Below are 26,490 nucleotides of genomic sequence, written 5' to 3'. Positions count from 1 at the left end.
TTTAAAGAAGGAATATGTAGTCATACATGTAAGGATAAGTAGACTATTCATTGTTGTACTGCTAAGGGGATGTTCATGGGAAACTCAATTAAGTCAAATTGTCCACTTAGTTGAGGTTGCTACTACACAGAAATAAAAAAAGGTAAAGAAGGGCAACTACATGAAAAAACTATCTAGCCTATCCATTTGAAATATTACATATCATCAATGAAAGGAAAATTCGCATGAAAAAAAGAGGTGTTTTCTCCACTTTGGCAATAGTAATATTGCTTCTGCCAATGTTAGGATCGTTTGTAACGTTCACCAGTCCAACTCAGGTTCGTGCAGCTACCTTTGAAGGGCAAGTCATGAGGAGCTACCAGGCAATTACCAATAACACTTACACAGGGACAGTAACTGAATACACATATAGCCTTAATGGGGTAATACAAAAAAGCTCTACGCCACCGACTAATGCTGATTGGGTTACACCCTCCAACTATTTTGATAGCGGTTGGTTTCGAGATAGTTGGAATGAAGAGTTTACCTATAGCAACTACGGTGAAATTACTCAAACGAACGACGCAATGAGTATTCCTGCAACCGCTACTTGGGCAACGATAAATTCTTTTCAGATTGAAGGCACAAATCAATACGCAATTGGCAATACGATCTTTCAGTATTCAGTTAATGGAGTAGATCTACAAACCACAACTAACGCCTTGAACATTCCAACGAATGCGATGTGGGTGGCTCTTGTTGACTTTACTGATGGTTGGACAAAGACAATTAATCATACCTTTACCAATTATACGATTGATCGGGCTACTCCAGTAGTGAAATCGCTAAAGATTTCATCTAATAGTGGACTTTCTGTGTATGCCAAAAAGGGTGATGAGGTAACGGTTTCCTTACAAACAGATCTTCCTATAGCAGCACCTGTTTTGAAGATTGCTGGTGTAATGGTAACAGCTTTAGGAGGTGGTACTGACTGGGCTGCTTCTCTGGAGTTAACTGATGCTGTGAACGAAGGGGATTTATCAGTGTCCGCTGTTGTATTCTCGGATAAGGGGGCTCCAAGCACTGAAATTACAGCAACAACAGATGGCTCATCTGTTATATACGACAACACCGGTCCAAACCTTTCGCATACACTGGCGCCTAATGAAGCAACTAATCGGCATGTAACCGTGCAGGTTAATGCAACTGATGCGATTAGTGGTGTAAAGCTACTTAAATGGGCAGCCGGCACTCACGCAGAGAGTTACTTCACAACCGATGGTACTGCATTTACTAATAGCTTTACCGCGAACGCCAATGGACATTACACGGTCTATGCTCGAGATAGCGTTGGGAACGAGGCGCTAAGATCAATAATTGTGTCCAATATTGATCTTGTAGCACCAAGCGTTTCGCTCACAGCAAGTACAACTGCTCTTACAAATAAGGATATTCTAATAAATGCTACTGCAGTGGACAATGTGGCAATTAGTAAGCAGCTTTGGGCGGAAGGATTGCAAGATTCGTCCTACTTTCAAGCAGGAGAAGGAACATCATTCACGAATCAATTTTTTGCTGCTAGAAATGGTGAATATACAGTTTATGTAGAGGATACTGCAGGTAATTTCGCGCAATCTAGTATAACGGTTTCAAACTTGTTCAAGCAAGCACCAAAATTGACATTAACACCCTTCCCTGTTAAACCTACAAATAAAACGGTGTTAGTAGATGTTGAAGTTGAGACGGAAGGAGCAACTCAAGGCAATACATTGGTTGCTCTTCGCTGGGCAAAGGGAGAGCAGCAAATAGCTTTCTTCGCTTCAGGTGGAGGAGCGGACATTGTTAATGAATTAGAGTTCGAAGCAATGGAGAATGGCATATATTCGGTATATGCACGCGATACGGCGGGCAACGAAACTGTAGCTACGATTACGGTGAATACACCACCTGTCACAATAACAGGCATTGTTCTATCACCAAAAACAGGGCAAGTAACCGTAGGAGGCACACAGAACTTCCAGCTAGTAGAAAACCTGTCGGATGGAACAAGTCGAGATCAAACGGCTAATGCAACCTTTACGGTAAGCGATGCTGCCATCGCCACAATGCAAAATAATGAATTAACAGCGATTGCACCAGGAACTGTGACCGTAACGGCAACCTATGGTAGTACGTCTGATACGGCGACGATTACGGTGAATGCAACACCTGTTACAACAACAGGCATGGTTCTATCACCTAAAACAGGGCAAGTAACAGTAGGAGGAAAGCAAAGATTCCAAATGACAGAAAGCCTGTCGGATGGAACCAGTCAAGACCAAACGGCTAATACAACCTTTACGGTAAGCAATTCAACCATCGCTAAGATACAAGGGAATGTCTTAACAGCGATTGCGCCAGGTACTGTAACGGTAACAGGAACCTATGGCAGTACGTCTGATACGGCAACAATTACGGTGAATGCATTCCCTACACCAACACCAGAGCCGACATCAGAGCCAGTCTATCCAACAGAACCAACTCCGCGTGCTATAAACATTATACGTACTGTGGAACAAGGAATCGTGAAGTATCGAGCAGATGTTTTATTAGATCATGTTCAAGTATTCGTACCACAACTGTCGAATCAAGATGCACGAACAATTCGCCTTGTCTACCCAGCAGAAACAGCGACGGCAGAGGCTCATTTGAATCTTTCAAGAAATGCAGGGTTATTTTTAAACAAGCAACAAACGAATTTCTTCATGCAAACAGCGTTAGCTCAATTGACGATGCCGTCAACTTCATTCAATGGCGTGACAGAGGATGTTTTCTTCCGTATTGTGCCAGTAAAGGCACAACAACAAGAAGTGATTCAGACGAATGCTCTAAAAAATGAACAAATCCAACAAGCCATGCCAAAAAGAGCGATCATTTCACTAATGGGAACACCTGTAACGATTGAAACGAATCTACAAAATCGCCCTGTAACGATTACGTTACCGATTTCGGAGGAGGTAACGGAAGAACAAATGGCGTCATTAGTTGTTTATATCGAGCATAGTGACGCCACGACGGAAGTAAAACGTGGGCGTATTGTTGAATTTGAACCGGGGGTGAAAGGGTTCCAGTTTGAAGTCGATCATTTCTCCACATTTAGCTTAGTCTATGCTTCGGAAGCGCAAGAAGAGGAAGCAGAAGTAGAAGTGAACCGATTAGCACCCTACATTCAGGGTTACCCAGATGGTACTTTCAAACCAAATACCCCGGTAACACGTGCACAAATGGCAACGATGTTAGCGCGTTTCTTATCAAACGGTGACATTCCAACAACGACTAACGTTTCGTTTAAAGATACAACGAATCATCCTTCAAAAGATGCGATTGAAGTGGTGAAGCAAGCTGATTTATTTAACGGCATAACGGAAACGACATTCAATCCAAATGGTACGATTACACGCGCTCAAATGGCAAGTGTCGTGGCTCATTGGATCGAAACCGTATGTGCACAGGATCCATCAAAAACGATCTGTCATACCTCTGGCAAAGGTAAATCATTTACAGACGTTTCGCCAACTCACTGGGCTGCAAGTGCAATTGAACAAGTGAGTGCATGGGGGATGATGACGGGGAATAGTGAAACAACATTTCATCCAAACGGTTCCTTAACACGGGCACAAGCCGTGAAAGTGCTCAACCAATTGTTCGAACGTCCGGCTTTAGAAGACATTACAACATCGACATTTAGCGATGTCCCTTCTACCCATTGGGCCATTGGCGAAATCGAGGCAGCTGCAATCGAAGTGAAAGAAGAAATACAAAAGTAAGCTTGGACACATAATAAGCCCTAAAAAAGGTAGATTTCATTTAGTTCACTAAAATCACCATTTTATAGACAAATTTAAAACCCTGCTCAAATCAACATTTGAGCAGGGCTATTTCATTATTTCTGTCTATTTACCGATCTCTAATAAATATTATATGAAAAGTATAGGGGTAAGCGAACTTAAATGTGAGTGGATACCGATCCATACTATCAAGAATTTAATGCATAAACGAAGTATATACATTCATATATTCCCAAATGGATGTGTTTCTATATGCTATACCTGAGAAACAACAATACTATTTACAAACCCTAATGAAAAGGAGCATACAAATGAAAAAGCTCATTGCCATTATTTTAGTGTGTGCTATCTTGCCACGTGTGATAACCATCAATTTTACAGTGAATAATCATATTAATGTTCGTCATAAACACGACAAACTAAAGTTGATAAACAATGAATAAAGTGGTAATATAAGACAAAACATACGCCATCGTATTTTTAGGAGGATGATCATGCAAGTAACGAGTGAAGATTGGATAAAAGCTGGCCTACAACAATTAGCGGAAGAGGGTATACATAAAGTACGTATTGAAGCACTAGCTCGATCGCTAAAAATAAGCAAAGGTAGCTTTTATCATTATTTTCGTGATCATCAACAGCTATTAGATTCCATGCTAGATTATTGGGAAACTCATGCGACAAAAGCCATTATTGAGAGTATGGAGCAAGAGGAAGCTACTTTGGAACAGCTTTTACGAATGAGCTTTCATAAAGATAAAAAAATAGAAATGGGTATCTATGCTTGGTCTAAATATGATGCACTGGTCGCTGCCCGTATTGTTCAAATTGAAGAGCAACGAATTGACTGCGTTGCCAAGCTGTATCAAAAACAAGGCATTGATGTAGAACAAGCAATAGATCGAGCAAGACTTGCTTATTTAACCTATGTTGGCTGGCTGGCTCGATATGAAGCTAATCCTTATTTTGATTTAGAAAAAATGGTGAAGCTACTTTTATAGGTATTCGTGTGTCCCTAAGAGGATGAAACAAACCTCATAGGGGCTCTATTTATCACCTGAACATACGTCAGCGTATGTTATTGATAGAAATGGAGGACCGGAATATGTTTATTTTATCATTAGTTTCAGTGGGTCTATTATGGTTGATTAGTATCATTCATATTTATTGGGCATTTGGGGGGGAATGGGGGACTGGGGCTGTGCTCCCTGTCAAAGAAGGCAGTCAACAAGTTGTTTTCAGTCCTAGAAAATGGGGAACACTCTGTGTAGCTATCCTACTTCTATCAGCAAGTGTTATCATCCTCGTCCAAGGAGGTTATATAACAGCTTTTCCTGCCTCGACCTATTCTAAAGTTGGATGTATCATCTGTGCAGTTGTTTTTAGCATACGAGCAATTGGTGATTTTAAATATGTTGGTTTTTTTAAAACAATAAAGCATTCCCAATTTGCTAAAAATGATACGAAACTATACAGTCCCTTATGTGTGTTTTTGGGCTTCGTCTATTTCATGCTATTGCTTTAATGGGGGTTATATTCTAACATGATGAGAGTGAGCAGTGGATAGGGGGAAATAGAATAATGCAGCAAATGATTTACTTACTCCGTCATGGTGAAACAGATTACAATACGCAAGGAAGATATCAAGGACAACTTGATTCACCACTAACGGAGCTTGGTAAAGAGCAAGTACAACAAAATGCTCTTATGCTGAAAACCTTCATTGGCGATGCTAATGATTGGAAAATTATTTCAAGTCCACTAGGAAGAGCCGTGCAAAGCACAGAAATACTTTGTGAAAAAATTGGCTATGATAGGAAGAATGTGGAGTATGATCAGCGATTGACGGAAGTGGCGGTCGGGCAATGGGCTGGCTTAACAATGCCAGACATTCAGCAATCTTGGCCAAATCTGTTGACGAACACAGATGCTTTTAATTGGTATTTCCATGCGCCCGATGGGGAAAGTTATGAGGCGGTAGCAAGCAGGTTGTCCGCTTGGTTTGAAGATATCCAACATCATCCCAAAGTGATCGTCGTCTCACACGGTCTAACAGGTCGTATTTTAAGAGGAATTTATGCGGGTCTCCATAAAGAAGATGCACTTAAATTAGAGGTTTCTCAGGATGTGTTTTTTAAATTAGCTAATCAAAAAATCACAAGAATTTGTTCTAATTTCGAAGATGTCTATTAAAGGTTAAAAGCGTGTTGGAGTTAATCCTAATACGCTTTTATTCAATTAAAGGAATATTCAAAATTGCCGCCTATTATAATGTGTAGGAGGCGTTTTTTTATGAATAAATGGATCATGTTTTGCTGTACCGTTATCCTGGTTTTCGTCATTTATTATACAAATAATACACAAGAATTTACTCAACTAGAACTACCACCCTTACATAGTAAAAATGCTTTGTTGCTGAATGCCCAGGGAGAGATATTGTATGAAAAAAATGCTGATGTCATCATTTATCCTGCATCTTTAACAAAGATTATGACAGCCATCGTTGCGATAGAGATGTCAGAAAATTTACAAACGCAAACCATTGTCAAACCACAAACAATAGCCAAATATACTGCTCAAAATGCCTCAATGGCAGGCTTTCATGCAGGGGATTTTGCTACAATTGAAGATTTATTATATGGCACATTGCTTGCCTCAGGTGCGGATGCAACGGGAACACTTGCTGAAGCCATCGCTAGCAGCGAGGATGAATTTGTCACTTACATGAATAACAAAGCACAGGAACTTGGCATGAACGCTACACATTTTGTCAATACGAGCGGTCTCCATGACGAGGCACACGTATCAAGCTTACAGGATATTAGTAAACTTCTCCTTTATGCATTAGAAAACCCCACATTTTATCAAATATTTACTTCGAAAACCTATACAACACATGTCCCAACAGAACTGCTCATAACAAACTCGCTATTCACGAAAGTGCAAAATGTGGATGGAACTATCTTAGGAGGAAAAACCGGATATACACCAGAAGCAGGGCTATGTCTAGCGTCATTAATGGAAAAAGGCGGGCGGAAATTTCTATTCATTACAACAAATGCGCCAGGTTATGCCTGGACACCACCTCCACATATCGAAGACGCTTTGACAGCTTACGATGCTCTCTGATCGTTAGAACTACGTATACACTGTCTGGCATAATTCTTAGATTCGTAAGTTTGGTTATTTATGTTAAAATATGAATAAGTTTGTGAGGATGAAAGAAGTATAAATCAGTATCTAAATACGATGGAGGTATAGAAGTAGTGAACCAACAACAATTTATAATTACCCCGTATAATCCCACATATGCAGAACAGACAGTGGTTATGTGGCGAGACAGTAAGCAACAGGCTATTGGGCAGAAAGAAATGCATAGCATTGAAAGTCACGTTTATTTTTTAAACCATATATTACTTGAACAGTTTCAAATAGATGTAGCACTAATTGATGACAAAGTAGTTGGAATGGTTGCCTATAATGAGAAGGAGATTAGCCAGCTTTATATTCATATAGATTATCAAGGATTAGGGTTAGGTCAAATATTACTAGACAAAGTAAAAGAACAATCTAGTGGGAGATTAACCTTATATACATTTGAAGTAAATAAAAACGCACAAAGATTTTATGAAAAGAATGGATTTAAAATTATTGGAAGAGGACATGAAAACGAAGAAAATTTACCAGATATTCTATATGAGTGGATAAACAAATGAATATTTATCTAAATTTTCTGAAATGAGCATGGGTTATTAAGTTAGGGAACTTTGTATCAGATGAAATACTAGGTTAGAAAAGGAGATTATCCGATTGTCACAAGGACTTATTCACCATGTAGAAATAAATGTTTCTGATTTGAAAAACACCATTAATTTTTGGGGATGGTTTTTAGAAGAGTTAGGTTATAGACCTTTTCAGGAGTGGGAAAGTGGTCGGAGTTGGAAAATAGACGAAACATATATTGTTTTTGTTCAAACAAATGAAAGATTTATGGACATTACTTATCATAGAAGTCGTGTAGGTCTAAATCATTTGGCGTTCCACGCAAGTTCTCGGCAACAAGTTGACGATATGACAAAGAAATTAGAAGCCAAAGGCGTTAACATTCTTTATACCAATAAGCATCCCTTTGGAGGGGGTAATGAGCATTACGCTGTTTATTTTGAGGATCCTGATAGAATGAAAGTTGAATTAGTGGCACCTTGATTTTTTGTTTAAAGGGCATCCCCCTAACATTGAGGCAGTAAGATGGTTGATTCACTTTTTTAAATAATACCATGCTGTCAGTAGGGCCAAATGAGACTTTGATAGTTTACCAATTCTTTAGTATATCTTTTTCAATAAAAAGGTCCATACTAGTGGAATTCGCTGTTCGTTTTATCTAAGGAACCACTTCGCCTTTCAAAGGAGGTGCTAGAATTCTCATTATCGATGAATAGTTTTATAGAAAATAGGGTAGGAGTACTGTATCCATGCCATTCTAAATTACTTAAACACGGAATCTAGTTGATTATAACTATTTTCTGGTACAAACGATTACATTATAATAAAAGTTAAATCTTAGCAATTTACAGACATGGAATGACATCAAGGGCGGTGTAGAATAATGAAAAAATTTTTACCTTATGCTTTATTTTTGACGTTTATGATGAGTTTAGTGGTTGGGCAGCTTTCAGCAAGTGCAGAAGGGTCAGTGAAGATTCAAAAAGTCAATAAAGATACGATCATTTATGAAGAACCATCCACGAATAGTGTGGAAATTGGTGAATTGGCAAAGGGAAGCTTTATCATAGTGACACAAGTCAGTAAAGGGTGGACACATATTCAAACGCCAGAGCAGGCTGGTTATGTAACATCTGACGTTTTAGTTCAGGTAAAGTCGGAAGGTTACTTAGTGATTCAGAAAGATGGCACGACTTTATTTACCGCGCCAAGCCAAAATGCTCAGCATGTTGGTCAACTATATGAAGGAAGAGTGGTTTATGTCTATGGCACTGCACCTGGTGGCTGGTCTTTCGTCCAATATGGTGAAGATACCGGGTATGTAGCAACAAACGCTCTGAAGAAACCTGTCCCAACAAAGAAACAAATCACTGCTCCTGATGGTGCTGTTTTACGTTTGACGGCTAGTCCAAATGGGGAAGTGCTCGGAACTATTGCCAATAAAACGACTGTGCAGTATTACATAACGCTTGCGGGCTGGGCCTATGTAGAAGTGAACGACCAAAAAGGGTATGTCAAAGCTTCTGAATTAGCCAATATTCAGCTCACTAATAATAAAGTTTATAATAAAGGTGTACCAGCAGAAAAAGGCGCAAAAAAACGTGTGGCTTTAACCTTTGATGATGGGCCAGATGCCAAAGTAACACCGCAAATTTTAGCAACATTAAAAAAATATGATGCAAAGGCAACATTTTTTATGGTAGGGAAAAATGTTTCAAGAAACACTGCAATCGTCAAGCAAGTATATGAGGCTGGGCATGAAATTGGCAACCATACTTCAAACCATAAGAAATTAACTTCTTTATCTATCGCAGGTGTCAAACAAGAAGTAAATGGCACAAGTAATGCCATCTATACCGCCATAGGCCAGTATCCAACCGTTTTCCGTCCACCATATGGAGCGACGAATGATCAAGTTCGTTCTATCATGACTATTCCTTCGATTTTATGGTCGATTGATACGCTCGATTGGAAGCACCACAATCCAGATAAGATTTTAGCGTCTGTGAAAGCATCTGTAAAAGACGGAAGCATCATTTTAATGCATGATATCCATCAAACAACTGCGAATGGCTTAGATAACGTTCTTCTTTATTTACAAAAACAAGGCTATGAATTTGTCACTGTTAGTGATATTTTACAATAATATAACAAGCCGTGTAATAGTCTTTTAGAGACCATTGCACGGCTTGTTATTTATTTAAATAAATTAATAGTTGTGATAATAATAGGAATACCAAATACGTCGATTAAAAAGGCGCCGACAATCGGTACCACGAGAAAGGCCTTTTTAGAAGGACCGAAGCGTTGTACAACGGCTGACATGTTGGCCATGGCATTCGGTGTTGCCCCTAAGCCATGTCCTGCAAAACCAGCAACCATCACAGCTGCATCATAGTTTTTGCCAAGTAATTTAAACAAGACAAAGATACTAAATACAACAATAAAGAATACTTGCGCAAAGACGATGATGAATAATGGAAGCGCTAAATCAGCAATTTCCCATAATTTAATACTCATCAGTGCCATTGAAAGGAAAACACCTAATGTCACATCACCAATTAATGAGATACTTTTCATATTGATTGCTTCTGGCTTAAATTTGTCCATAATATTGCGTACTAGGACAGCTACAAACATAGCTCCCACATAGCCTGGCAAAACGAAGCCTGTTGCTTCTGAGAATAATGTACCAACATAGGTACCGACAGCCATACAAAAAGTAATCAATAAAACTTGTGTAAAGAATGAATCAGATGTAATTTGTTCATGTTTATTTTCATATTCGATTTCTTCAGCTTCTTGTTCATCGGGTGTTAAATTGTATTTCCCTACTAAATATTTAACGATCGGCCCACCAATTAAACCACCAGCCACTAGCCCACAAGTTGCGGCAGCAGCACCGATTGTCATGGCCGAGGAAATGCCCAAATCTTCTAATGTTTGTCCAAATGCTGCTGCTGCGCCATGGCCACCTTCCATTGACACGGCACCAGCCATCATACCGATTAGAGGATGAATCCCCATAAGGGATGCAAGAGAGACACCAATGACATTTTGCATTAAGGCAAGGAAGCCACATGCTAGCCAGTAAATAATAAGTAATTTTCCACCAAGCTTAACTAATTTAAAGCTTGCACCTAAGCCAATGGTTGTGAAGAACGTAATCATAAATAAGCTTTGTAATGAAGTATCCAGTGATATTTCCAAAGTCCCTGTTGTCTTTAAAATGGTAGCCAGGGCAGCAAACAGCAAGCCTCCGACCACTGGTGCTGGGATACAGAAACGTTTTAAAAATCCTATTTTATTAATGAGAAAGCCACCCAATGCAAAGAGTGCAACGGCTAGAAACACCGTTGTAATTTGATTAATTTCGATCATGAACCTTGCCCCCTAAGTAAGTTGTTCAGTGCCTCATAGACAAAATATGCACCTAATTTCACCGTGCGTCCGTTTTCATCTAGTAACGGATTAACCTCGCAAATATCAAATGAATGTGTATGCGGGTGTGAAGTTACTTTTTGAAGAATTGTGCGTACAGTTGTTGGCTCCAGTCCAAACGGTGAAGGGGCACTTACGCCTGGAGCAGATGCAGCGTTTAACACATCCATACATAATGTTAAAAGCACATAATCATGTTGATCCATATAGTTTTGTAAATCATCCATTAATGACTGTTGATTGCTCATTGTCATGTCATCTTCTACTACATACTTTACTTGTAGTTCATCTGCTTTTTCGAACAGCTCTCTTGTATTCCCGTAACGTTGTATGCCAACAACGAAATAATCGACATGTGGGTCCTGTTCTAAAATTTGACGGAACATTGTACCAGAAGAAGGTTGCTCATCGTATGGTCGTAAATCAAAATGGGCATCTATATTAATAATGCCGATTTTTGCATCCTTTGGTAATGCAGAACGAACGCCTAAATAATGGCCGTATAGTGTTTCATGACCACCACCTAGCACGACACATTGTAATTTCTTTTGCAAGATGTTACCAACAACTTCACCAAGTTCACGCTGTGCTTCCTCTAAAGCATGATTGAGGCAAATAATGTTACCTACATCCATAATTTCTTGTTCTTCCTCAAACGTCCACGGTAAACTAGATAGTCCTTCACGAAGTGCGTTTGGTCCATTTGCTGCTCCTACACGACCTTGATTTCGACGTACACCCTCATCACAAATAAAGCCAACAAATGCAGCACTTTTCTTATCTGAAGCGCTTACATCATTAATCGCGATTCGTTTCACTTTTTGATGTAAACGAAAATTACTTTTATTTGTCGTTGAATCTATACGGCCTTTCCATTGTTTTTGATCTGTCATTGTGTACATAACCTTATCATCCCCATTGCTAATATTATTGTAGAAAAAATATTGTTGTAATTCATTATATATTCACATAATTATAATTACTAATATATAATTAATATCAATCTATAGTTTTTAACTATAAATGAGGGAGGATCATCGTATTGGATATTAAACAATTACAATATTTTATCGCTGTTTCAGAACATATGAATTTCTCAAAAGCCGCAGAAAGACTGCATATTTCGCAGCCTTCCTTAAGTAATGCCATCAAAAAATTAGAACATGAGATTGGCTCCCCTTTGTTAGACAGAAACACTAGAAATCTGCAGTTAACGGAAGCAGGTGAGGTGCTATTTGAACGCGCAAAAGTTATTGTGAAAAATATGGAAGTGCTAAAAATTGAAATGGATGAAGTCGTTGTACATGGCACAAGTGAAATCACCATTGGTGTGATGGAATCAATCAAGCATTGGCTCCCTAAAGTAATTGCCAACTATAAAAAAGACTATCCTCAAATGATCATTCATTTAGTTGATATCTTAGGCAGTAAGCGTGTAAAAAAATCTTTGAAAAGCTATAAAACACATTTAATTATCACCAATCAATTGATGGATGACCCTGAGCTTGTAGTAGAAACTTTATATGAGGAACGATTAGTCGCCGTTTTACCATTGCATCATCCTTTAGCGAAGAAAGAGACTTTAACCATTTCAGATATTAGTGAAGAGCCTTTTATTATAAGTACTGAGGGTTTTCAAACAAGACGTGATATTTTGAATACCTTTGAACAAGCAGGTAAGAACATTGATATTCAATTTGAAATTGAACGTTTTGAAACGGCGGTATCCCTTGTACGAGAAAATTTAGGCGTAACGATCTTACCAGAAAACTATCTACAAGGCCCGACAGCTAAGACAATTGTAAAAAAGGAAATTGAAGGAGCAAATCTGTATCGGAATGTATATTTGGTGTACTTAAAAAACCGCCATTTACCTTTGGCGGTCCGTCAATTGCTAAAAGATGTCCTGCAGTTTTTCGAAATGAAAACGAAGTAAAATTGTTCATAAATTTTCTGTTTAATTAGAAAATTTATGAAATAGAACATTGCTTTACTAGAAAAATAGCGGTAACATTTATTGTAAGAATAAAAATGAACAATCATTCATTTTTATCAAAGTTCAAGCAAAGGGGGTATCTTCATATGAATTTTTCTTATAGTGAAAAAGTCGTGAAGTTACAGGACAAGCTGACGAATTTTATGGAGCAATACATTTATCCGAATGAGGCCGTTTATGCTGCACAAATCGAGGCGATGGAGGATCGTTGGGGAGCGATTCCACCTATTATGGACGAGTTAAAACAGAAAGCACAACAGGCAGGTTTATGGAATTTATTTTTACCAGATAGTGAATACGGAGCGGGTTTAACGAACTTAGAATACGCTCCATTATGTGAAATTATGGGACGATCACTACTGGCACCAGAAGTGTTTAATTGTAATGCACCTGACACAGGCAATATGGAAGTACTGGTTCGCTATGGTTCTGCACAACAAAAAAAGCAATGGCTTGAACCGCTCTTACGAGGGGAAATACGATCTTGCTTTGCGATGACTGAACCTGCTGTCGCGTCGAGTGATGCCACGAATATTGAAGCAAGTATTGAACGAGATGGCGATGAATACATTTTAAATGGTCATAAATGGTGGACAACTGGTGCTGGTGATCCTCGCTGTAAAGTGGCTATTTTTATGGGCAAACATAAAGATTCAACGGCCCCTATTCATGAGCAACAGTCTATGATTCTAGTACCAATGGATACGCCAGGTGTAAAAGTGGAGCGTATGCTGACTGCTTTTGGCTACGATCATGCACCGGAGGGACATGGAGAGGTTACATTTACCAATGTGCGCGTACCCGTAAATAATATTTTATGGGGAGAGGGAAAAGGTTTTGCGATTGCGCAAGGTCGACTAGGTCCAGGAAGAATTCATCATTGTATGCGTCTCATTGGCGCAGCTGAACGCGCATTAGAGGAAATGTGTGTACGTGTACAGGAGCGACAGGCGTTTCATCGGCCGCTAGCAGATCAAGGAGTGATGCGTGAACGTATTGCAGAGTCTCGTATTGATATTGAGCAAGCAAGACTGTTGACATTGAAGGCTGCTTATATGATGGATACGGTGGGCAATAAAGAGGCAAAAGCAGAAATTGCAATGATTAAGGTGGTTGCTCCAAATATGGCACTGAGGGTTATTGACAGAGCCATCCAAGCATTTGGTGCTGCTGGTGTAGGACCTGATACAACACTGGCTGCACAATGGGCAAATTCTCGAACATTGCGTTTAGCAGATGGACCAGATGAAGTGCATCGTAATACGGTTGCCAAGCTGGAATTAAAAAAGCATACGAAAAAACGTAAGGAGCTGGTGAAATGACTGTATTAGAGTTATTTAGCTTAAAAGGGAAAACAGCCATTGTGACTGGTGGGGGACGTGGACTAGGAGCGCAAATTGCCCAAGGCTTTGCCGAGGCTGGGGCCAATGTTGTTTTATGTTCACGAAAAGTGGAAGCATGTGAGGAGATTGCTACAGCACTTGAAAAATTAGGTGTTCAAACTTTAGCGTTAGCCTGTGATGTCACAAAACCCGAGGATATAGCGAATGTTGTGGCGAAAACCATTACGTCGTTCGGTAAAATTGATATTTTAGTCAACAATAGTGGAGCCTCATGGGGAACACCTGCCATAGACATGCCTTATGAAGCCTGGCAAAAAGTATTTGATGTCAATGTTAATGGAACATTCCTAATGAGCCAAGCAGTTGGCAAAATTATGTTAGAGCAGAAAAGCGGCAAAATTATTAATATTGCTTCTATCGCAGGGCTGGGAGGTACACTACCTGCTTTTATGGATACCATTGCCTATAACGCCAGTAAAGGGGCTGTTATCACATTAACAAAGGATTTAGCGGTCAAATGGGGACCTTATGGTGTAAATGTCAATGCCATTGCGCCTGGATTTTTCCCAACCAAAATGTCCAATGTTTTAATTGAACGTGGGCAAGATTATTTGATGGGCGCTACACCTTTAAAACGCCTTGGCTCTGAAAATGATTTAAAGGGTGTTGCATTATTTTTGGCAGCGGCAGCATCAGATTATGTGACAGGCGATGTCATCGTTGTCGATGGTGGCATGAGCTCCATTATTTAAGGGGGGGATAAGATGGATACAATGCAAGTAAGGGCAAGTGAACGACTAGATGAAGTCAAATTGCACTCTTTTTTGGAAAGCCATTTTCCTGAACTACCGCAGGGCCAATTAGAAATTTCACAATTTAGTGCTGGACATTCCAATTTAACATATTGTTTGAAAATAGCTGATTTTGAAGTGGTTCTCCGTAGACCGCCGCTTGGACCAGTTGCTAAGAAGGCACATGATATGAAGAGAGAATTTACAATTTTATCGGCACTGCATCCATTTTTAACAGCGGTGCCAAAGCCTTACGTTTATGTAGATGACCGAGACATCATTGGTAGTGACTTCTTTTTAATGGAGCGCAAAAAAGGCGTTGTCCTGGACACCCAATTTCCAAAAGGGGTCAACCAAACAGAGGAACTAGCTCGTCAGTTGTCTGAAAAAATGATTGATTCCTTAGTAGCACTCCATGCAATCCCTTATCAGGACACGCCGTTAAAGGATATGGTGAAGCCAGATGGATTTATGGAACGACAGGTACACAGTTGGATTGAACGCTATGATAAGGCAAAAACAGCAGAGTATGCAGAAGTAACAGCTTTGACAGATTGGCTAAAAAAACATGTTCCAAGTAATAAGGAGGCAACCATTATTCATTATGACTATAAATTGAATAATGCTATGTTCTCTGAGGACTATTCCGAAATGATTGGTTTGTTCGATTGGGAAATGACAACAGTAGGGGATCCGCTTGCCGATGTAGGCGTAGCGATGAGTTATTGGATGCAAGCAGATGATCCGAAAATGCTGCTATATGCACTTGGTGAACCGCCAGTTACCGTATTGCCGGGCTTTTATACCCGACAGCAATTTATCGAACGCTATGCAGAAAAAAGTGGGCGAGATGTTTCCGACATCCAATATTACTGTACATTCGCTTATTTCAAATTAGCTGTCATTTGTCAGCAAATCTATTACCGCTATGTCAAAGGTCAAACACAGGATGATCGCTTTGCACAAATGGATAAAATGGTTGCTGCCTTAATACACCAAGCTTCGAAATCTATCTAATCATTCGAAAAAATGGTTACTTTTCATAAAGTAGCTGTTTTTTTATGTGCTTTATTACAGATTATCCGACACTACTTTATTGTATTAATATGTAGTCAACTCGCACCAATACAATAAAAATAACCAAATCATTACACGTGAAAAAATAAGAGAGCGGGAATATATGTTCTTGTTTTAGCGTATTTTTGTATTAAAATCCAAATGTTGCAATTATAAAAACAAGCTCTAAATAGGAGCCTGTTTTTTATGACCATGTTTGGTCTAACTTATTGCCATAATAGTGAATAGCTCTTTTGTAGTCTTGGATGCCTTGATGGTGTGTCGTGCGTAATAATGTATTCAATAATGTTTCCATTGATTTTGCATGTTCGCCAAGATTATAAAGAGTCATGGCGTAAAAAACCTTTACATGCTCTGCTTCAGGAAATTCTTGAATAGCTTGTTCAAATGTCTGTTTTGCTTGTTTATATAGTCCCAATGTGCGATAAGTGCTACCTAAACCGAGGTAGGCATCCACTAAAATATTGGGTTCTAATCTCAATTGAATGGCTTTTTCATAGTGGGGTACAGCCTCTTTTTCTTTTCCTAAAGAATCAAAAGTCCAGGCACATTGATATTGATAGTGAGCATTTTCAGGATTTTCATTGACCAGTGCCACCATTAATTGGTTAGCTTCCTCAAGCTGGCCGTTTTCTCTTAACGATATAATGTGTTCTAATTGTTTATCCATTGATTAATCCTCTTGTTCGTGATGTTTCGCATCAAATGGGTTACCATTCGTAAAAATTTTCTTCGATCAGCAACTCGAAAGAATTGGCTAATAATTGGATTGTTCCATGATCACAAATGAAAACCCTACCTGATGGGTCAATTAAAATAGGATTTCCTCCACCGTCCATTGAAATAACATAGCTAGTGTCTAGGCTATTTGGAGAAAGAATATCTTTGAATTGTTGACGAAATGCCAAGGTTAAATCGACAACTGTTTCATTTCCTATACTGGACCCATTAGAAAAAGCATGAATCGCTAATCCTGCATAGGCTCCACCAAACATTTTAATAAACTGCACATAATCTTGATGAAATTGCACACGAAGCTGTTGTTGTGCACTGGTAATTTCTTCAGGGCTTGCTGGCTTACCTAGTAATGTTTGTTGTTCCTTTTTGAGTAGAAATGCCTTCAATCGCTCTATTAGACTATCTTTCATTTCCTCCCACCTTTTATCGATGCTCTCTTCATTATACACGATCAACAATTTACTAGAAACCAGCAGCAATGGTATTATTTGTGTAAATGTAAAATCCATGAAGTGATTAGAATGCTGGAGCGTTCGATGGAAAAGACACAGGAATGCCGAGAGTATAAAGAGAAGCCAGAAGTGGTTTGTGGTGAAGATTGATAAAAATACCTTATTGCTGCTCTCATCGTCTACTACCTTTAGTCATTCAGGTGAGATGCTAGATTATCAAGCGTATAGGATCAGCCTTCATACACGTATCGCCAGGATGACCAGCAAATTCGCGTAGGTGAAAGCTCATCTCGATACGTTTGCCGCCGCCTGCTGTGAGGTTTAAAGTCACGACAGGAGAGCTCTCAATGGGAGTATCGGGGTACCTTACTTCCAAAGGGGAGAGCCAATGTACTAGCTTGCTGTTTTGCGTAGGGCATTCACTTGTTGACAATCAATAATAACTGGTCTGGCTGTGTCACCAATTTGAAGGAAGTATGCACAGCAGCTATGTGGTTCCAGATAGATAAAGTAAATACCGCTAAAACTAGTGCCATTGGAAAGATAGACATCTACTAATGTCCCTGGATCAAAACATTCCAATTGACTACAAACGCAGCCCTCGCAAAGCTTGTTATCTATGTTTTTTTCAAGGTTTTCCGACTGTTTTTTTCCATCTTGGGGACTATTATAGTACTTGATGCGATAAGAATCTTCTTCCTTCTCATCCTCCATGCAAAAATAGTGGCCTGTGTAATGGTTCTTCGATTCACAATAGCATTTAGAAAATTTATGATAATTATTTAATTCCCGATTCAATCGTGTTAAATATCGATTTTCATCCATTCTTGTAACGCTCCTTTATGGTTTGAATGTCATTCTAGCGCTAGTCTTCTATTTATAATCTATGTAAAAGAGCCATCTTGAGTTGGTAAAATGTCCACCTATTTGTCATATAAAAGAAAAGACTAGACTCACAAATAGAGTCTAGTCATGTAGGTTTTTTACACAATCTTCTTTTAGTAATCCATATATCTCTATATCAACAACACCTTTGCCAGACCATAATGTAGCTTGTCGTAAAAGACCTTCTTTTATAAAGCCATTCTTTAGTAGAACCTTTTTCGATGGCTCATTTAATGGCATGACTTCAGCTTGAATTCGGTGCACATCAACATCCTCCAATAAATATTTCACGACTAGTTCAACTGCCTCTGTAGCGATGCCTTTTCCCCAAGAATCTTCAGCCAAATAGTATCCAATCGTCACCATATTTACCTTTTGATTAAAGTCCATTGCTTCAATAATGCCAACTAATTTCTCATGCTGAAACCTTTCAAAAATACCCCATTTTATTCTACTTTTCTTCATATAATCTCTTTCAAAATGCCCAATCATTTTTTGAACAGTTTGAAAGTTGTGTTTTGGAATAATACCACAATACTCGAAAACCTTAGCATTATCATAAATGGCAAATAACTCTTGTACATGAGACACTTCTATTTTCTTTAATGTTAGATTAGCGGAATGAAGTAGGGGGAATTGAGAAAAAACCTTTTCAATTATCATGGTGATAGCTCCTTTGTTAACCTTTAATAGGAATGTAAATATTCAATTTCATATCATGTGGATAGGTAGATTGCATGACATCTGTTACTTCGAAATCAGGACCGACATCTCGTTCGTAATTAGAGTTAGGCAACCATACCCCGTAAATGTAACGTCTTGTATTTTGAATGCCTTCAGTACTACTACTCAAGATAAATTCAGCATATTGACCAGCAGGTAATTCCAGGTGGATAAAGTCTTGCTGTAAATTCTCCTCAAATGCTTGGACTTCCTCACCGACAATAAAAGAAAATTGACCGTCCTCCTGAAAGTTTGTAGAGATCCCATACGCCATGTTGGGTGCCACTTTTTGTGAAATTCGTTCATAATACTGATGTTGACCAAAATCTTCATAAAAGCTTGGAATTTCAGCATAAAACTGTTCATTTTGTATCGATGTTTTATAGGCATAGCCGGTGATTAGCTTTTTTTCTACTTGTATAATTGTTGGTTTTTGCATAGAGAGTTCACCATCCATTTTATAATCCAAAAAATTTATTTTTGTTTGTAATGGTATGGAATTGGCATTCTTTCGGTATTTTGCTGGTGTTATCCCAAAGTACTGAACAAATGCCCGTGTAAAAGCTTCTTGAGAACCATATTGAAAGTTAATCGCCATTTCAAGTATAGCTTGGGAGGTTGTTATTAATAGAACTGCCGCTTCAGAAAGCCTCCTGTTGCGAATATACTGCTGTACAGAAAAACCAGTTATAGCCTGAAAAAGCCGTTGAAAATGAAAGGCTGAGAAATAAGATTGGGAGGAAATATCAGCAATTGTCATTTTTTCATGTAGGTTTTCCTCAATATAGTCTATTGCGTTTTGAATTCTTTCAAAATAATCCATACCATCATCATCCTTTCTAAATCTAATGGTACTGTTTAATTGGAAATATTTTTTGATAAATTGTGCTAATTTACATTATAGCGGAATGAAAATAAAATCAATATAAATATTGAAATATATGGTAAATATATGTATAATTAATTTAAATTTACAAGAAAGCGAGTGATCCATAATGATAGTCAGCTCTAATTATCCATTAAATAAAATAACGGTGTGGAAGAACTAAAAAAAATATTCTTCCGCAAACAATCGGAGGAGACAATATGTACAGTAATTATGGTCCGTTATGTACGGAACTTTATGATTTAACAAAACCAGTAGGATACTCTATCGGTGGGGATATCGAATATTATATGGATCGTTTACAGGGGGTAACAGGTAAGGTTCTAGAGGCAGGTGTCGGTTCAGGCCGTTTCTATATTCCTTTAATAGAGAAGGGTTTTGATGTAGAAGGGATTGATTATTCTCCTGAAATGCTGGTGTCCTGTCGTAAGCGATGTCACGATAGAGGTCTTACACCAGTTCTATATGAAGGAAATGTTTGTCATTTTGCATTAGATCATCAATATGAAGCAATTATTATGCCTGCAGGCTCTTTCTGTTTAATCGAAAATTATCAAGATGCCATTTCGGCTTTAACAAGTATGTATCGTCATCTTATACCTGGCGGACGCATTCTATTGGATTTAATAGTACCAACAGACTGGAAAACTGGAGAAATTACTACAAGCTATTTTCCAACTTCCGAAGATGAAGGGATTTCAATTGAAAAGAAATCGATTGCGATGAACTGGATGGAACAGTATACGTTATCGGTTTTAAAATACGAAAAATGGCAACGTGGTACATTAATCGATACAGAGTTACAAAAGTTTTTATTACGTTGGTATGGTATAGAGGAATTTAAACTGCTTTTACAAAGTATTGGTTTTTCGGACATAACATGTTCTGCAAATTACACATTTCATCAACAACCTGATGAAGATTCATCATCCATTACATTTGAAGCCAGACGCTAAAAGAACAATGACCAGCACTCTCAAGGAGAGTCTGGTCATTTTTTATACTTTAGTGTTATTTTAGTTTTTTAGCAGTTCCAATACCTTTCGTTTTCACATTGACCTCAACACTCACAGGGAGGTTGGGATAAAGAGTGGCCCAGTCTTTTTTGATGCGTTTCCACGCCTGGTGGTCTTCACGATGGAGTACTTCACTAAATTTTAAAATATCCACTTGATAGGTTTTTTGAATGGTATGAAGTGTTTGTTCCAAATTTTCTTGAATTAATTTACTGGTCTCTTTATTAAGAAAATCAATGGTTTCTGGCTTTGTTAAATCCAATGGACAACTTAATTCCGCTACATTTTGTTCGAGGTTAACCTGAATTTGTATGGAAGGTTTGTCATTCTTTATGCTGCCAGTAACTTTTGTGGAAGAATTTAAAACTTCTGTGGATATTTTCCCTTTTTCCAAACAGGGAATTTTTTGTACTGTACTTTGTATATTATTGTGTAAAAAATTATAGCCTTTGCTTTCTTCCTCTGTTAAAAAGCCTATAAGCTTATAGTTTTTAAAAACAGCAAATCCACCGTATTGTAAATTTGCAGGGCTATCTATTTTTTCTACATTGGAGCTAGTCTTTCCGGCATCTACATCACCATGTATTTGAATAGTAGGGAGGACAGCACTATGATCAATACTCCCTAAAGAAGTGATTAAGTCGTCTAAAATAACAGATTCAGTTGATCCCAATACATCTTCAGAATCCTTTAAGGATTTTAACATTTTATTGGCGGGAATATCCTCTAAGGGTGTTAAAATACTTAAAATTTCTTGTGCTGTTGATTCATGGGCAACAATAATATTAAAATCGCTTCTACCCTCAGGGTCCCTTTGAAATAAATCTAATATACTATTCATACCATATTCAGCCATTTCTTCACCAATAATAATGACTTGAGCATGTGCATAATAGGGTTTCCTTGGCGTCAGCGTTGTTAATTTTCGGATAGCTTCAAATAATGTTTTACCCTTTGCATGATAGGTAAAAACAGGGACTTGAAAGCTCGTTGATTTATTCGATGCAACTTGACTAGGGTTAACAATTTGGACGGATATCTCGATGAACTCGTCCGTTTTATCGACCCCAACAGCCGTGACAATGGCTAATTCGTTTAACTCTCGTTTATTCCAACACCCAGCTAACAACAAAACGGCCAGAAGTAGGAGACAGAATGACACCGTGTGTTTAATGATTGGCACCTCCTCTAGGAAAAGGGCTAAGACATTTCCGATACTAATTAGGATAAGCAAATAATCGGGAAAATAAACAAGAAGAGGTACGGGGGTGAAATTTTTTAGAGGACAATAAAGCCTTTATATAGAATATGTAGATAAAAAATTTCTAAAAAGGAGGAAATAAGAAATGAAACAATCATTATTGAATGGGGTAGAAGCCATATTTATTCCGATAAAAGACCCGCATTTATCAGCTAAATGGTATGAGAACAAGCTTGGGTTTAAGCTTCTATATATTGAAGAGGGGGCAGCGGTTATGAAAATAGCTGACCAATCTGCTACAGTCGTATGCTTAGTAAAAGCGAAGAAACATCAGCCATTACATTTTCCAGATAACCATTTTGGGGTTGGAAAATACTTTAATTTCCTTTCTCCAAATATTGAAGAGACTTATCAATATCTAGTGGAGCATCAAGTGAAAGTAAATCCTATAAGAGGAGCAGAGCAGTCAAAATTTTTTACCTTCTATGATCTAGATGAAAACCCTTTAGGTGTTTGTCAATCATAAGCGGGTCACTGTTTAAAACAGTGACCCTAGTAACAAATCTAGGAGGTGTAAGGCTAATTAGCTTTACACTACTATAGTATACATAATTCTTATATCCAAATAGTTAATTGCCTGGGAAATAGAAAGAAAATTAAGAATTGTTTTAAAAATGAATTAACACTACATTATTTTTTGACAATGTGCATATAATGGATCGTTTCAAAAGCTGATAGATAATCTGTTCGATTTTGAAAATAAAGCTGTTGAATGGCAGTAGGGGAAAGATGTTCATAGATAAGTAGACCTGACTGATCTATGAACATCTCCTTTTCCTCAAAAAAAATAGCACGATTTCATAGGTTCACCACCAGCAGCCGCCATCTTCGCCATATTTTCCACTCTGTTAATGAATATTCGCCGATGTTGAAAAAGGGAGCTTACAATGTCAGAGGGCCATTTGATTTTGCCATTAAATGAATAGTGTAAAATATTTTTATAAGTTATGTAACTTTTCGAAACATCAGCCGTCTACCTCATTAGTAGAATACAAACAACTAAAGCAAACTAGTAACATTCACTTTTCACAAAAGGACCAGGATTCACTTATTTCGTGAGTTCCTGGTCCTTTTGTGTTGGAAATTGTATTTTTTCCAAAAAAACATGAAAAATAATGAAACCTTTTAGCTATTTATTCGTATTCATAGTTGAATCTAAAGCTAAGCAATATTATTAGTAAGATTCACTTTCACTTAAAAGGCTAGAACTTACATGTTGTAGGGATCTAGTCTTTTTTGTTTGTTAGGAGTTGTGAAGCGCTGAAAAGTATTATATGTTCTCCTCGAAATTAGTCATGTTCATGTGCCGCTGTTAAACAATTACGAGACTTTATTATTTCCTACTTTAATGAAAATCATGAGTACTATAAAATTTAATAGGATTCATATGCTCGAAAAAACATAAATTTTTCCCATAATTTGATTGGAAAATATTTTAACTTGTTCAAAGCCTCAACTTAGCGTAGTATTAATACGAATCAAAACTAAGTAAGTTAGTAAGATTCACTTTCACAATAAAACCAGGCGCTCTTCTAAGAAGAGCACCTGGTTTTTTGTTTTATTAATTAATTCGAGCAAGCTTTGGTAACTGAATGTCCAATAATTGAATCTACTATACTTCCACCAATTCCTGCTCCATATATATCTAACAAGAATAGTTCTCCATGATAAAGAACTAATTGCGAAATGCAACCTGAATTAAATCCTAATATTTTATCAGGCAGAGTATTTAATTTGCAGACAATGAAAATAACTACTATGCAGTGATGGAACTAAAATAAATTACGAGGGGGATGCTCAAATAAATGCATCGCCTTTTTCATTTTGTCGTGTAAAATGAAATTGACAGATGATTTATTATATGGTTATTATTGGTTTTTAGAGAGCGTCGTAGAGTATATTTTGAGATGCGAGGTCACTATGGAGGCGAGAAAAAGAATGGATCAATCAAAAAAATTAATCGGTCTTATAGTCATTGTGTTTTTCGTTGCATTTGTAAGCTTTACCTTCTATAGATGGATTCGTTTTGGAATAATTGATGGGGGTTCGATCATTATTAGCTTTATTTCCTTATCCTTTTTGTTCAATTGGCTGAATACGGGTAACCATAACGGTATGAAAGAAGATAAAGATTTAAATTGACAAGCATATTGAAGCACAAAGTGCGAAGATAGGCTATTATGTTTTAATTGATCTTAGCTTGTCTAATTTTACTTGTTTCAGAGGGTGTTTCTAATTTAAATAGCATGAAAAATTACCCCTTGCTTTTAGTTGTTGGTCTTACATTTGTCATAACACCTATCATCGAATTTATTTATTCAAGAAGGTTTAGATAACAGCTAGTGTTTGTTCTAAGTTATATATTAAAAGGAGGGAGATAGTTTTGTTAAAAACATTACAAATTATTTTTTCAATCTTAGGAATCTCGCTCTCCGTTTACGGACTTATCACCCATAATCATCAGCTAAATTTCTTAATGATACTCCTTCTTGGGTTATTTATGTTAACGTTAGGAATTAGTGAATTTAAGAGAGAGAGAAAAATGGTTGGTTGGTTCCTAATCGGGGTATTTGTATTTTCAGTATATGTGTCCATCCAAAGCTTCGTATTAATCTAAAGTTATGATAATGAATTATTTAAGGGAACCGCTTGATTGATAAAAACCTCTTTCCAATTAAAAATATGTTGCAATTATTGATGTTTTATTTTACTCTTTTAATATTGTGTCAAAAAAATAATAAATATTTTTTCTTCTTATCAAGAGAGATGGAGGGACTGGCCCGATGAAATCTCGGCAGCGGAACTTATGAAGTTACTGTGCCAAATCCAGCAAGTAATGTCCTTGATAGATAAGAGGAGTGTTTTAAATATAAGGCCTCTTCTTGTTATTTCAAGATGAGGCCTTTTTTGTGGTATATAGAAAAAGACGAGGCCGATTTTTAATTTTTTGGAGGTAGTTATGAAGAAAGAGAATCCATGGGCGCTAATCCCATTTGTTGTTTTTATGATTTTATTTATTGGTTCAGGGGCTATTACAGGTGATTTTTATACCTTTCCGGTCATTGTAGCCATTAGCATTTCAGGGGCTGTGGCTCTAGCGATGAATCGAAAAGAATCGTTTTCGCATAAGGTTGATATTTTTTGCAAAGGCGCAGGAAATTTAAATGTCATGCTGATGGTTATTATTTTTCTCTTAGCTGGGGCATTTTCAGAAGTAGCAAAGGGCATGGGGGCAGTAGATTCCACAGTTAACTTTGCTTTATCGGTTATTCCACCAAACCTGCTTGTCGTAGGCTTGTTCATCATTGCCTGCTTTATCTCCCTGTCTATGGGTACATCAGTGGGAACGATTGTTGCACTAGCGCCAATTGGAGTTGGGATAAGCGATCTTACAGAAATCTCCATAGCTTTAGTGATGGCAGCAGTTGTTGGCGGTTCGATGTTTGGCGATAATTTATCCTTTATTTCAGATACCACAATTACTGCTGTTCGTTCACAAGGTGCACAAATGAAGGACAAATTTAAGGTCAATTTTTGGATTGTATTGCCGGCAGCTATTGTCACGAGCATTATTTTAGGGTTTATGACATCCGGTGGAACAGCTCAAGTAGATCATTTAAGTTATAATTGGGTAAAAATTGTTCCCTATGTTGTAGTTATTATTTTAGCGTTATCTGGAATAAATGTTTTCCTGGTTCTTGCATTAGGGATTGTTCTTGCCGGTGCTGTTGGCTTAGCAGATGGCAGCTATCACGTAATGAGCCTTATACAAAAGATTGGCGAAGGAATGGAAGGTATGTATGAAATCGCCTTTCTAGCTATATTAATAGCTGGAATGGTGGAGGTTATTAAATTTAATGGAGGAATTGACTTTTTGCTCCGTCTTGTAACACGCAGGATTAAATCGCAGAAGGGTGCTGAATTTGGTATAGCTAGTCTTGTGGGCCTAACTAATTTATCTACGGCCAATAATACAATTGCTATTTTAATAGCTGGGCCGCTTGCCAAAAATATTGCTGACCAGTATGACATTGAGCCGAGAAAGTCCGCAAGTATTTTAGATATTTTCTCCTGTACGGTCCAAGGTCTTCTCCCATACGGAGCCCAATTCCTAGTAGCCGCAAGCGTTGCCAAAATATCGCCAGTGAGTATCTTACCATACTCTTTCTATCCAATTCTTATTGGCGTTTGTGGTATAATTGCTATTCTCATTGGGTACCCGACAAAAAAGAAAGCCTAAATTTTACACTGTAAATCAAACAAGCCATCCATAGGCTGACTAAAAAGTATTATCGATCAATTTTATATCATTGCACAAATACCAGCAAAGCTAAAGAACTGCCCCCCAATTG

25 protein-coding genes, 1 pseudogene and 1 riboswitch are annotated in these 26,490 nt (G+C 37.8%); of the genes and pseudogenes, 17 read left to right on the top strand and 9 right to left on the bottom strand.

The window, feature by feature from the left end; genetic code table 11:
- The first annotated feature begins 251 nt into the window (after positions 1 to 251).
- From AO843_RS18115 to AO843_RS18080, 8 genes are all read left to right on the top strand, one after another.
- Positions 252 to 3,785: an S-layer homology domain-containing protein gene (locus AO843_RS18115; RefSeq protein WP_197278956.1), complete on the top strand. Its 3,534-nt coding sequence runs from the start codon at positions 252 to 254 to the stop codon at positions 3,783 to 3,785.
- 515 nt (positions 3,786 to 4,300) lie between these two features.
- Positions 4,301 to 4,807: a TetR/AcrR family transcriptional regulator gene (locus tag AO843_RS18110; RefSeq protein ID WP_054612493.1), complete on the top strand. Its 507-nt coding sequence runs from the start codon at positions 4,301 to 4,303 to the stop codon at positions 4,805 to 4,807.
- Between the two features lie 104 nt (positions 4,808 to 4,911).
- Positions 4,912 to 5,331: a DUF3995 domain-containing protein gene (locus AO843_RS18105; protein WP_054612492.1), complete on the top strand. Its 420-nt coding sequence runs from the start codon at positions 4,912 to 4,914 to the stop codon at positions 5,329 to 5,331.
- A 56-nt stretch (positions 5,332 to 5,387) separates the two neighbouring features.
- Positions 5,388 to 5,999, top strand: a complete 612-nt coding sequence (locus tag AO843_RS18100) for a histidine phosphatase family protein (protein WP_054612491.1) — start codon at positions 5,388 to 5,390, stop codon at positions 5,997 to 5,999.
- A gap of 99 nt (positions 6,000 to 6,098) precedes the next feature.
- On the top strand, positions 6,099 to 6,935 hold the full coding sequence (locus tag AO843_RS18095; RefSeq protein WP_054612490.1) for a D-alanyl-D-alanine carboxypeptidase family protein: 837 nt from the start codon (positions 6,099 to 6,101) through the stop codon (positions 6,933 to 6,935).
- A 200-nt stretch (positions 6,936 to 7,135) separates the two neighbouring features.
- Positions 7,136 to 7,522, top strand: a complete 387-nt coding sequence (locus AO843_RS18090) for a GNAT family N-acetyltransferase (RefSeq protein ID WP_369814437.1) — start codon at positions 7,136 to 7,138, stop codon at positions 7,520 to 7,522.
- Positions 7,523 to 7,616: 94 nt separating this feature from the next.
- Positions 7,617 to 8,012 carry a VOC family protein gene (locus AO843_RS18085; protein ID WP_054612488.1) on the top strand — a complete coding sequence of 132 codons (396 nt, stop codon included), beginning with the start codon at positions 7,617 to 7,619 and terminating at the stop codon, positions 8,010 to 8,012.
- A 400-nt stretch (positions 8,013 to 8,412) separates the two neighbouring features.
- On the top strand, positions 8,413 to 9,675 hold the full coding sequence (locus AO843_RS18080; protein WP_054612487.1) for a polysaccharide deacetylase family protein: 1,263 nt from the start codon (positions 8,413 to 8,415) through the stop codon (positions 9,673 to 9,675).
- Positions 9,676 to 9,725: 50 nt separating this feature from the next.
- Here the strand turns inward: AO843_RS18080 and gltS are convergent, their stop codons facing one another.
- Positions 9,726 to 10,910, bottom strand: coding sequence for a sodium/glutamate symporter (gene gltS, locus AO843_RS18075; protein ID WP_054612486.1), 1,185 nt, complete (start codon positions 10,908 to 10,910; stop codon positions 9,726 to 9,728).
- A complete protein-coding gene (hutG, locus tag AO843_RS18070; RefSeq protein WP_054612485.1) occupies positions 10,907 to 11,872 on the bottom strand; it encodes a formimidoylglutamase in 966 nt (321 codons plus the stop codon). Before hutG ends, gltS begins: the two co-directional genes overlap by 4 nt.
- A gap of 140 nt (positions 11,873 to 12,012) precedes the next feature.
- Here hutG and AO843_RS18065 point away from each other — a divergent pair, with 140 nt between their 5' ends.
- The 4 genes from AO843_RS18065 to AO843_RS18050 all read left to right on the top strand — a co-directional run bounded on the left by AO843_RS18065 (position 12,013) and on the right by AO843_RS18050 (position 16,117).
- The gene (locus AO843_RS18065) at positions 12,013 to 12,906 is read left to right on the top strand and encodes a LysR family transcriptional regulator (RefSeq protein WP_054612484.1); all 894 of its coding nucleotides are present in this window, start codon (positions 12,013 to 12,015) and stop codon (positions 12,904 to 12,906) included.
- 146 nt (positions 12,907 to 13,052) lie between these two features.
- Positions 13,053 to 14,288: an acyl-CoA dehydrogenase family protein gene (locus AO843_RS18060; RefSeq protein WP_054612483.1), complete on the top strand. Its 1,236-nt coding sequence runs from the start codon at positions 13,053 to 13,055 to the stop codon at positions 14,286 to 14,288.
- Positions 14,285 to 15,061 (top strand): SDR family oxidoreductase, encoded by a 777-nt coding sequence (locus AO843_RS18055; protein WP_054612482.1) that lies wholly within the window; start codon positions 14,285 to 14,287, stop codon positions 15,059 to 15,061. Before AO843_RS18060 ends, AO843_RS18055 begins: the two co-directional genes overlap by 4 nt.
- 12 nt (positions 15,062 to 15,073) lie before the next feature.
- Positions 15,074 to 16,117, top strand: coding sequence for a phosphotransferase family protein (locus tag AO843_RS18050; RefSeq protein WP_054612481.1), 1,044 nt, complete (start codon positions 15,074 to 15,076; stop codon positions 16,115 to 16,117).
- A 244-nt stretch (positions 16,118 to 16,361) separates the two neighbouring features.
- On the opposite strand, the gene AO843_RS18045 is transcribed toward AO843_RS18050, so the two are convergent.
- The 5 genes from AO843_RS18045 to AO843_RS18025 all read right to left on the bottom strand — a co-directional run bounded on the left by AO843_RS18045 (position 16,362) and on the right by AO843_RS18025 (position 19,798).
- On the bottom strand, positions 16,362 to 16,847 hold the full coding sequence (locus AO843_RS18045) for a tetratricopeptide repeat protein (RefSeq protein ID WP_054612480.1): 486 nt from the start codon (positions 16,845 to 16,847) through the stop codon (positions 16,362 to 16,364).
- A gap of 40 nt (positions 16,848 to 16,887) precedes the next feature.
- A complete protein-coding gene (locus AO843_RS18040) occupies positions 16,888 to 17,325 on the bottom strand; it encodes an SMI1/KNR4 family protein (RefSeq protein WP_054612479.1) in 438 nt (145 codons plus the stop codon).
- 435 nt (positions 17,326 to 17,760) lie between these two features.
- Positions 17,761 to 18,192 (bottom strand): hypothetical protein, encoded by a 432-nt coding sequence (locus AO843_RS18035; RefSeq protein WP_054612478.1) that lies wholly within the window; start codon positions 18,190 to 18,192, stop codon positions 17,761 to 17,763.
- Positions 18,193 to 18,333: 141 nt separating this feature from the next.
- Complete coding sequence (locus tag AO843_RS18030) at positions 18,334 to 18,915, bottom strand: GNAT family N-acetyltransferase (RefSeq protein WP_054612477.1); 582 nt, start codon at positions 18,913 to 18,915, stop codon at positions 18,334 to 18,336.
- Between the two features lie 16 nt (positions 18,916 to 18,931).
- Positions 18,932 to 19,798, bottom strand: coding sequence for an AraC family transcriptional regulator (locus AO843_RS18025; RefSeq protein ID WP_054612476.1), 867 nt, complete (start codon positions 19,796 to 19,798; stop codon positions 18,932 to 18,934).
- Between the two features lie 263 nt (positions 19,799 to 20,061).
- Here AO843_RS18025 and AO843_RS18020 point away from each other — a divergent pair, with 263 nt between their 5' ends.
- Positions 20,062 to 20,817: a class I SAM-dependent methyltransferase gene (locus AO843_RS18020; protein WP_054612475.1), complete on the top strand. Its 756-nt coding sequence runs from the start codon at positions 20,062 to 20,064 to the stop codon at positions 20,815 to 20,817.
- 55 nt (positions 20,818 to 20,872) lie between these two features.
- Here AO843_RS18020 and AO843_RS18015 read toward each other — a convergent pair whose 3' ends face one another.
- Positions 20,873 to 22,060, bottom strand: a complete 1,188-nt coding sequence (locus AO843_RS18015; protein ID WP_231630197.1) for a Ger(x)C family spore germination protein — start codon at positions 22,058 to 22,060, stop codon at positions 20,873 to 20,875.
- Positions 22,061 to 22,223: 163 nt separating this feature from the next.
- Between AO843_RS18015 and AO843_RS18010 the strand changes: the two genes are divergently transcribed.
- Complete coding sequence (locus AO843_RS18010; RefSeq protein ID WP_054612474.1) at positions 22,224 to 22,604, top strand: VOC family protein; 381 nt, start codon at positions 22,224 to 22,226, stop codon at positions 22,602 to 22,604.
- A gap of 164 nt (positions 22,605 to 22,768) precedes the next feature.
- Here the strand turns inward: AO843_RS18010 and AO843_RS18005 are convergent.
- A pseudogene (locus tag AO843_RS18005) lies at positions 22,769 to 22,988 on the bottom strand (SAM-dependent methyltransferase); the annotation flags it as partial.
- 1,088 nt (positions 22,989 to 24,076) lie between these two features.
- Here AO843_RS18005 and AO843_RS24905 point away from each other — a divergent pair.
- The 3 genes from AO843_RS24905 to AO843_RS17990 all read left to right on the top strand — a co-directional run bounded on the left by AO843_RS24905 (position 24,077) and on the right by AO843_RS17990 (position 26,378).
- Positions 24,077 to 24,280, top strand: coding sequence for a hypothetical protein (locus tag AO843_RS24905; RefSeq protein WP_054612473.1), 204 nt, complete (start codon positions 24,077 to 24,079; stop codon positions 24,278 to 24,280).
- Between the two features lie 241 nt (positions 24,281 to 24,521).
- Positions 24,522 to 24,755: a DUF3953 domain-containing protein gene (locus AO843_RS17995; protein ID WP_054612472.1), complete on the top strand. Its 234-nt coding sequence runs from the start codon at positions 24,522 to 24,524 to the stop codon at positions 24,753 to 24,755.
- A gap of 134 nt (positions 24,756 to 24,889) precedes the next feature.
- Positions 24,890 to 24,994: riboswitch (SAM riboswitch) on the top strand.
- A 103-nt stretch (positions 24,995 to 25,097) separates the two neighbouring features.
- Positions 25,098 to 26,378: a Na+/H+ antiporter NhaC family protein gene (locus tag AO843_RS17990; protein WP_054612471.1), complete on the top strand. Its 1,281-nt coding sequence runs from the start codon at positions 25,098 to 25,100 to the stop codon at positions 26,376 to 26,378.
- Positions 26,379 to 26,490 lie beyond the last annotated feature (112 nt).

Origin of the sequence: Lysinibacillus sp. ZYM-1, assembly GCF_001308875.1 — a bacterium.
GTDB lineage: Bacteria > Bacillota > Bacilli > Bacillales_A > Planococcaceae > Lysinibacillus.
Note: the sequence above shows the minus strand (reverse complement) of the source record. Positions and strands in the feature narration are given on the sequence as shown.

Excerpts from the sequence above, each read along its gene's own strand:
- AO843_RS18080 (WP_054612487.1), top strand. The coding sequence starts at position 8,413 with ATGAAAAAATTTTTACCTTATGCTTTATTTTTGACGTTTATGATGAGT.
- AO843_RS18055 (WP_054612482.1), top strand. The coding sequence starts at position 14,285 with ATGACTGTATTAGAGTTATTTAGCTTAAAAGGGAAAACAGCCATTGTG.
- gltS (WP_054612486.1), bottom strand. The coding sequence starts at position 10,910 with ATGATCGAAATTAATCAAATTACAACGGTGTTTCTAGCCGTTGCACTC.
- AO843_RS17990 (WP_054612471.1), top strand. The coding sequence starts at position 25,098 with ATGAAGAAAGAGAATCCATGGGCGCTAATCCCATTTGTTGTTTTTATG.
- AO843_RS18090 (WP_369814437.1), top strand. The coding sequence starts at position 7,136 with ATGTGGCGAGACAGTAAGCAACAGGCTATTGGGCAGAAAGAAATGCAT.
- AO843_RS18095 (WP_054612490.1), top strand. The coding sequence starts at position 6,099 with ATGAATAAATGGATCATGTTTTGCTGTACCGTTATCCTGGTTTTCGTC.
- AO843_RS18010 (WP_054612474.1), top strand. The coding sequence starts at position 22,224 with ATGAAACAATCATTATTGAATGGGGTAGAAGCCATATTTATTCCGATA.
- AO843_RS18035 (WP_054612478.1), bottom strand. The coding sequence starts at position 18,192 with ATGGATGAAAATCGATATTTAACACGATTGAATCGGGAATTAAATAAT.
- hutG (WP_054612485.1), bottom strand. The coding sequence starts at position 11,872 with ATGTACACAATGACAGATCAAAAACAATGGAAAGGCCGTATAGATTCA.
- AO843_RS18110 (WP_054612493.1), top strand. The coding sequence starts at position 4,301 with ATGCAAGTAACGAGTGAAGATTGGATAAAAGCTGGCCTACAACAATTA.
- AO843_RS18100 (WP_054612491.1), top strand. The coding sequence starts at position 5,388 with ATGCAGCAAATGATTTACTTACTCCGTCATGGTGAAACAGATTACAAT.
- AO843_RS18030 (WP_054612477.1), bottom strand. The coding sequence starts at position 18,915 with ATGATAATTGAAAAGGTTTTTTCTCAATTCCCCCTACTTCATTCCGCT.
- AO843_RS18025 (WP_054612476.1), bottom strand. The coding sequence starts at position 19,798 with ATGGATTATTTTGAAAGAATTCAAAACGCAATAGACTATATTGAGGAA.
- AO843_RS18105 (WP_054612492.1), top strand. The coding sequence starts at position 4,912 with ATGTTTATTTTATCATTAGTTTCAGTGGGTCTATTATGGTTGATTAGT.
- AO843_RS18050 (WP_054612481.1), top strand. The coding sequence starts at position 15,074 with ATGGATACAATGCAAGTAAGGGCAAGTGAACGACTAGATGAAGTCAAA.
- AO843_RS18040 (WP_054612479.1), bottom strand. The coding sequence starts at position 17,325 with ATGAAAGATAGTCTAATAGAGCGATTGAAGGCATTTCTACTCAAAAAG.
- AO843_RS24905 (WP_054612473.1), top strand. The coding sequence starts at position 24,077 with ATGGATCAATCAAAAAAATTAATCGGTCTTATAGTCATTGTGTTTTTC.
- AO843_RS18020 (WP_054612475.1), top strand. The coding sequence starts at position 20,062 with ATGTACAGTAATTATGGTCCGTTATGTACGGAACTTTATGATTTAACA.
- AO843_RS18060 (WP_054612483.1), top strand. The coding sequence starts at position 13,053 with ATGAATTTTTCTTATAGTGAAAAAGTCGTGAAGTTACAGGACAAGCTG.
- AO843_RS18045 (WP_054612480.1), bottom strand. The coding sequence starts at position 16,847 with ATGGATAAACAATTAGAACACATTATATCGTTAAGAGAAAACGGCCAG.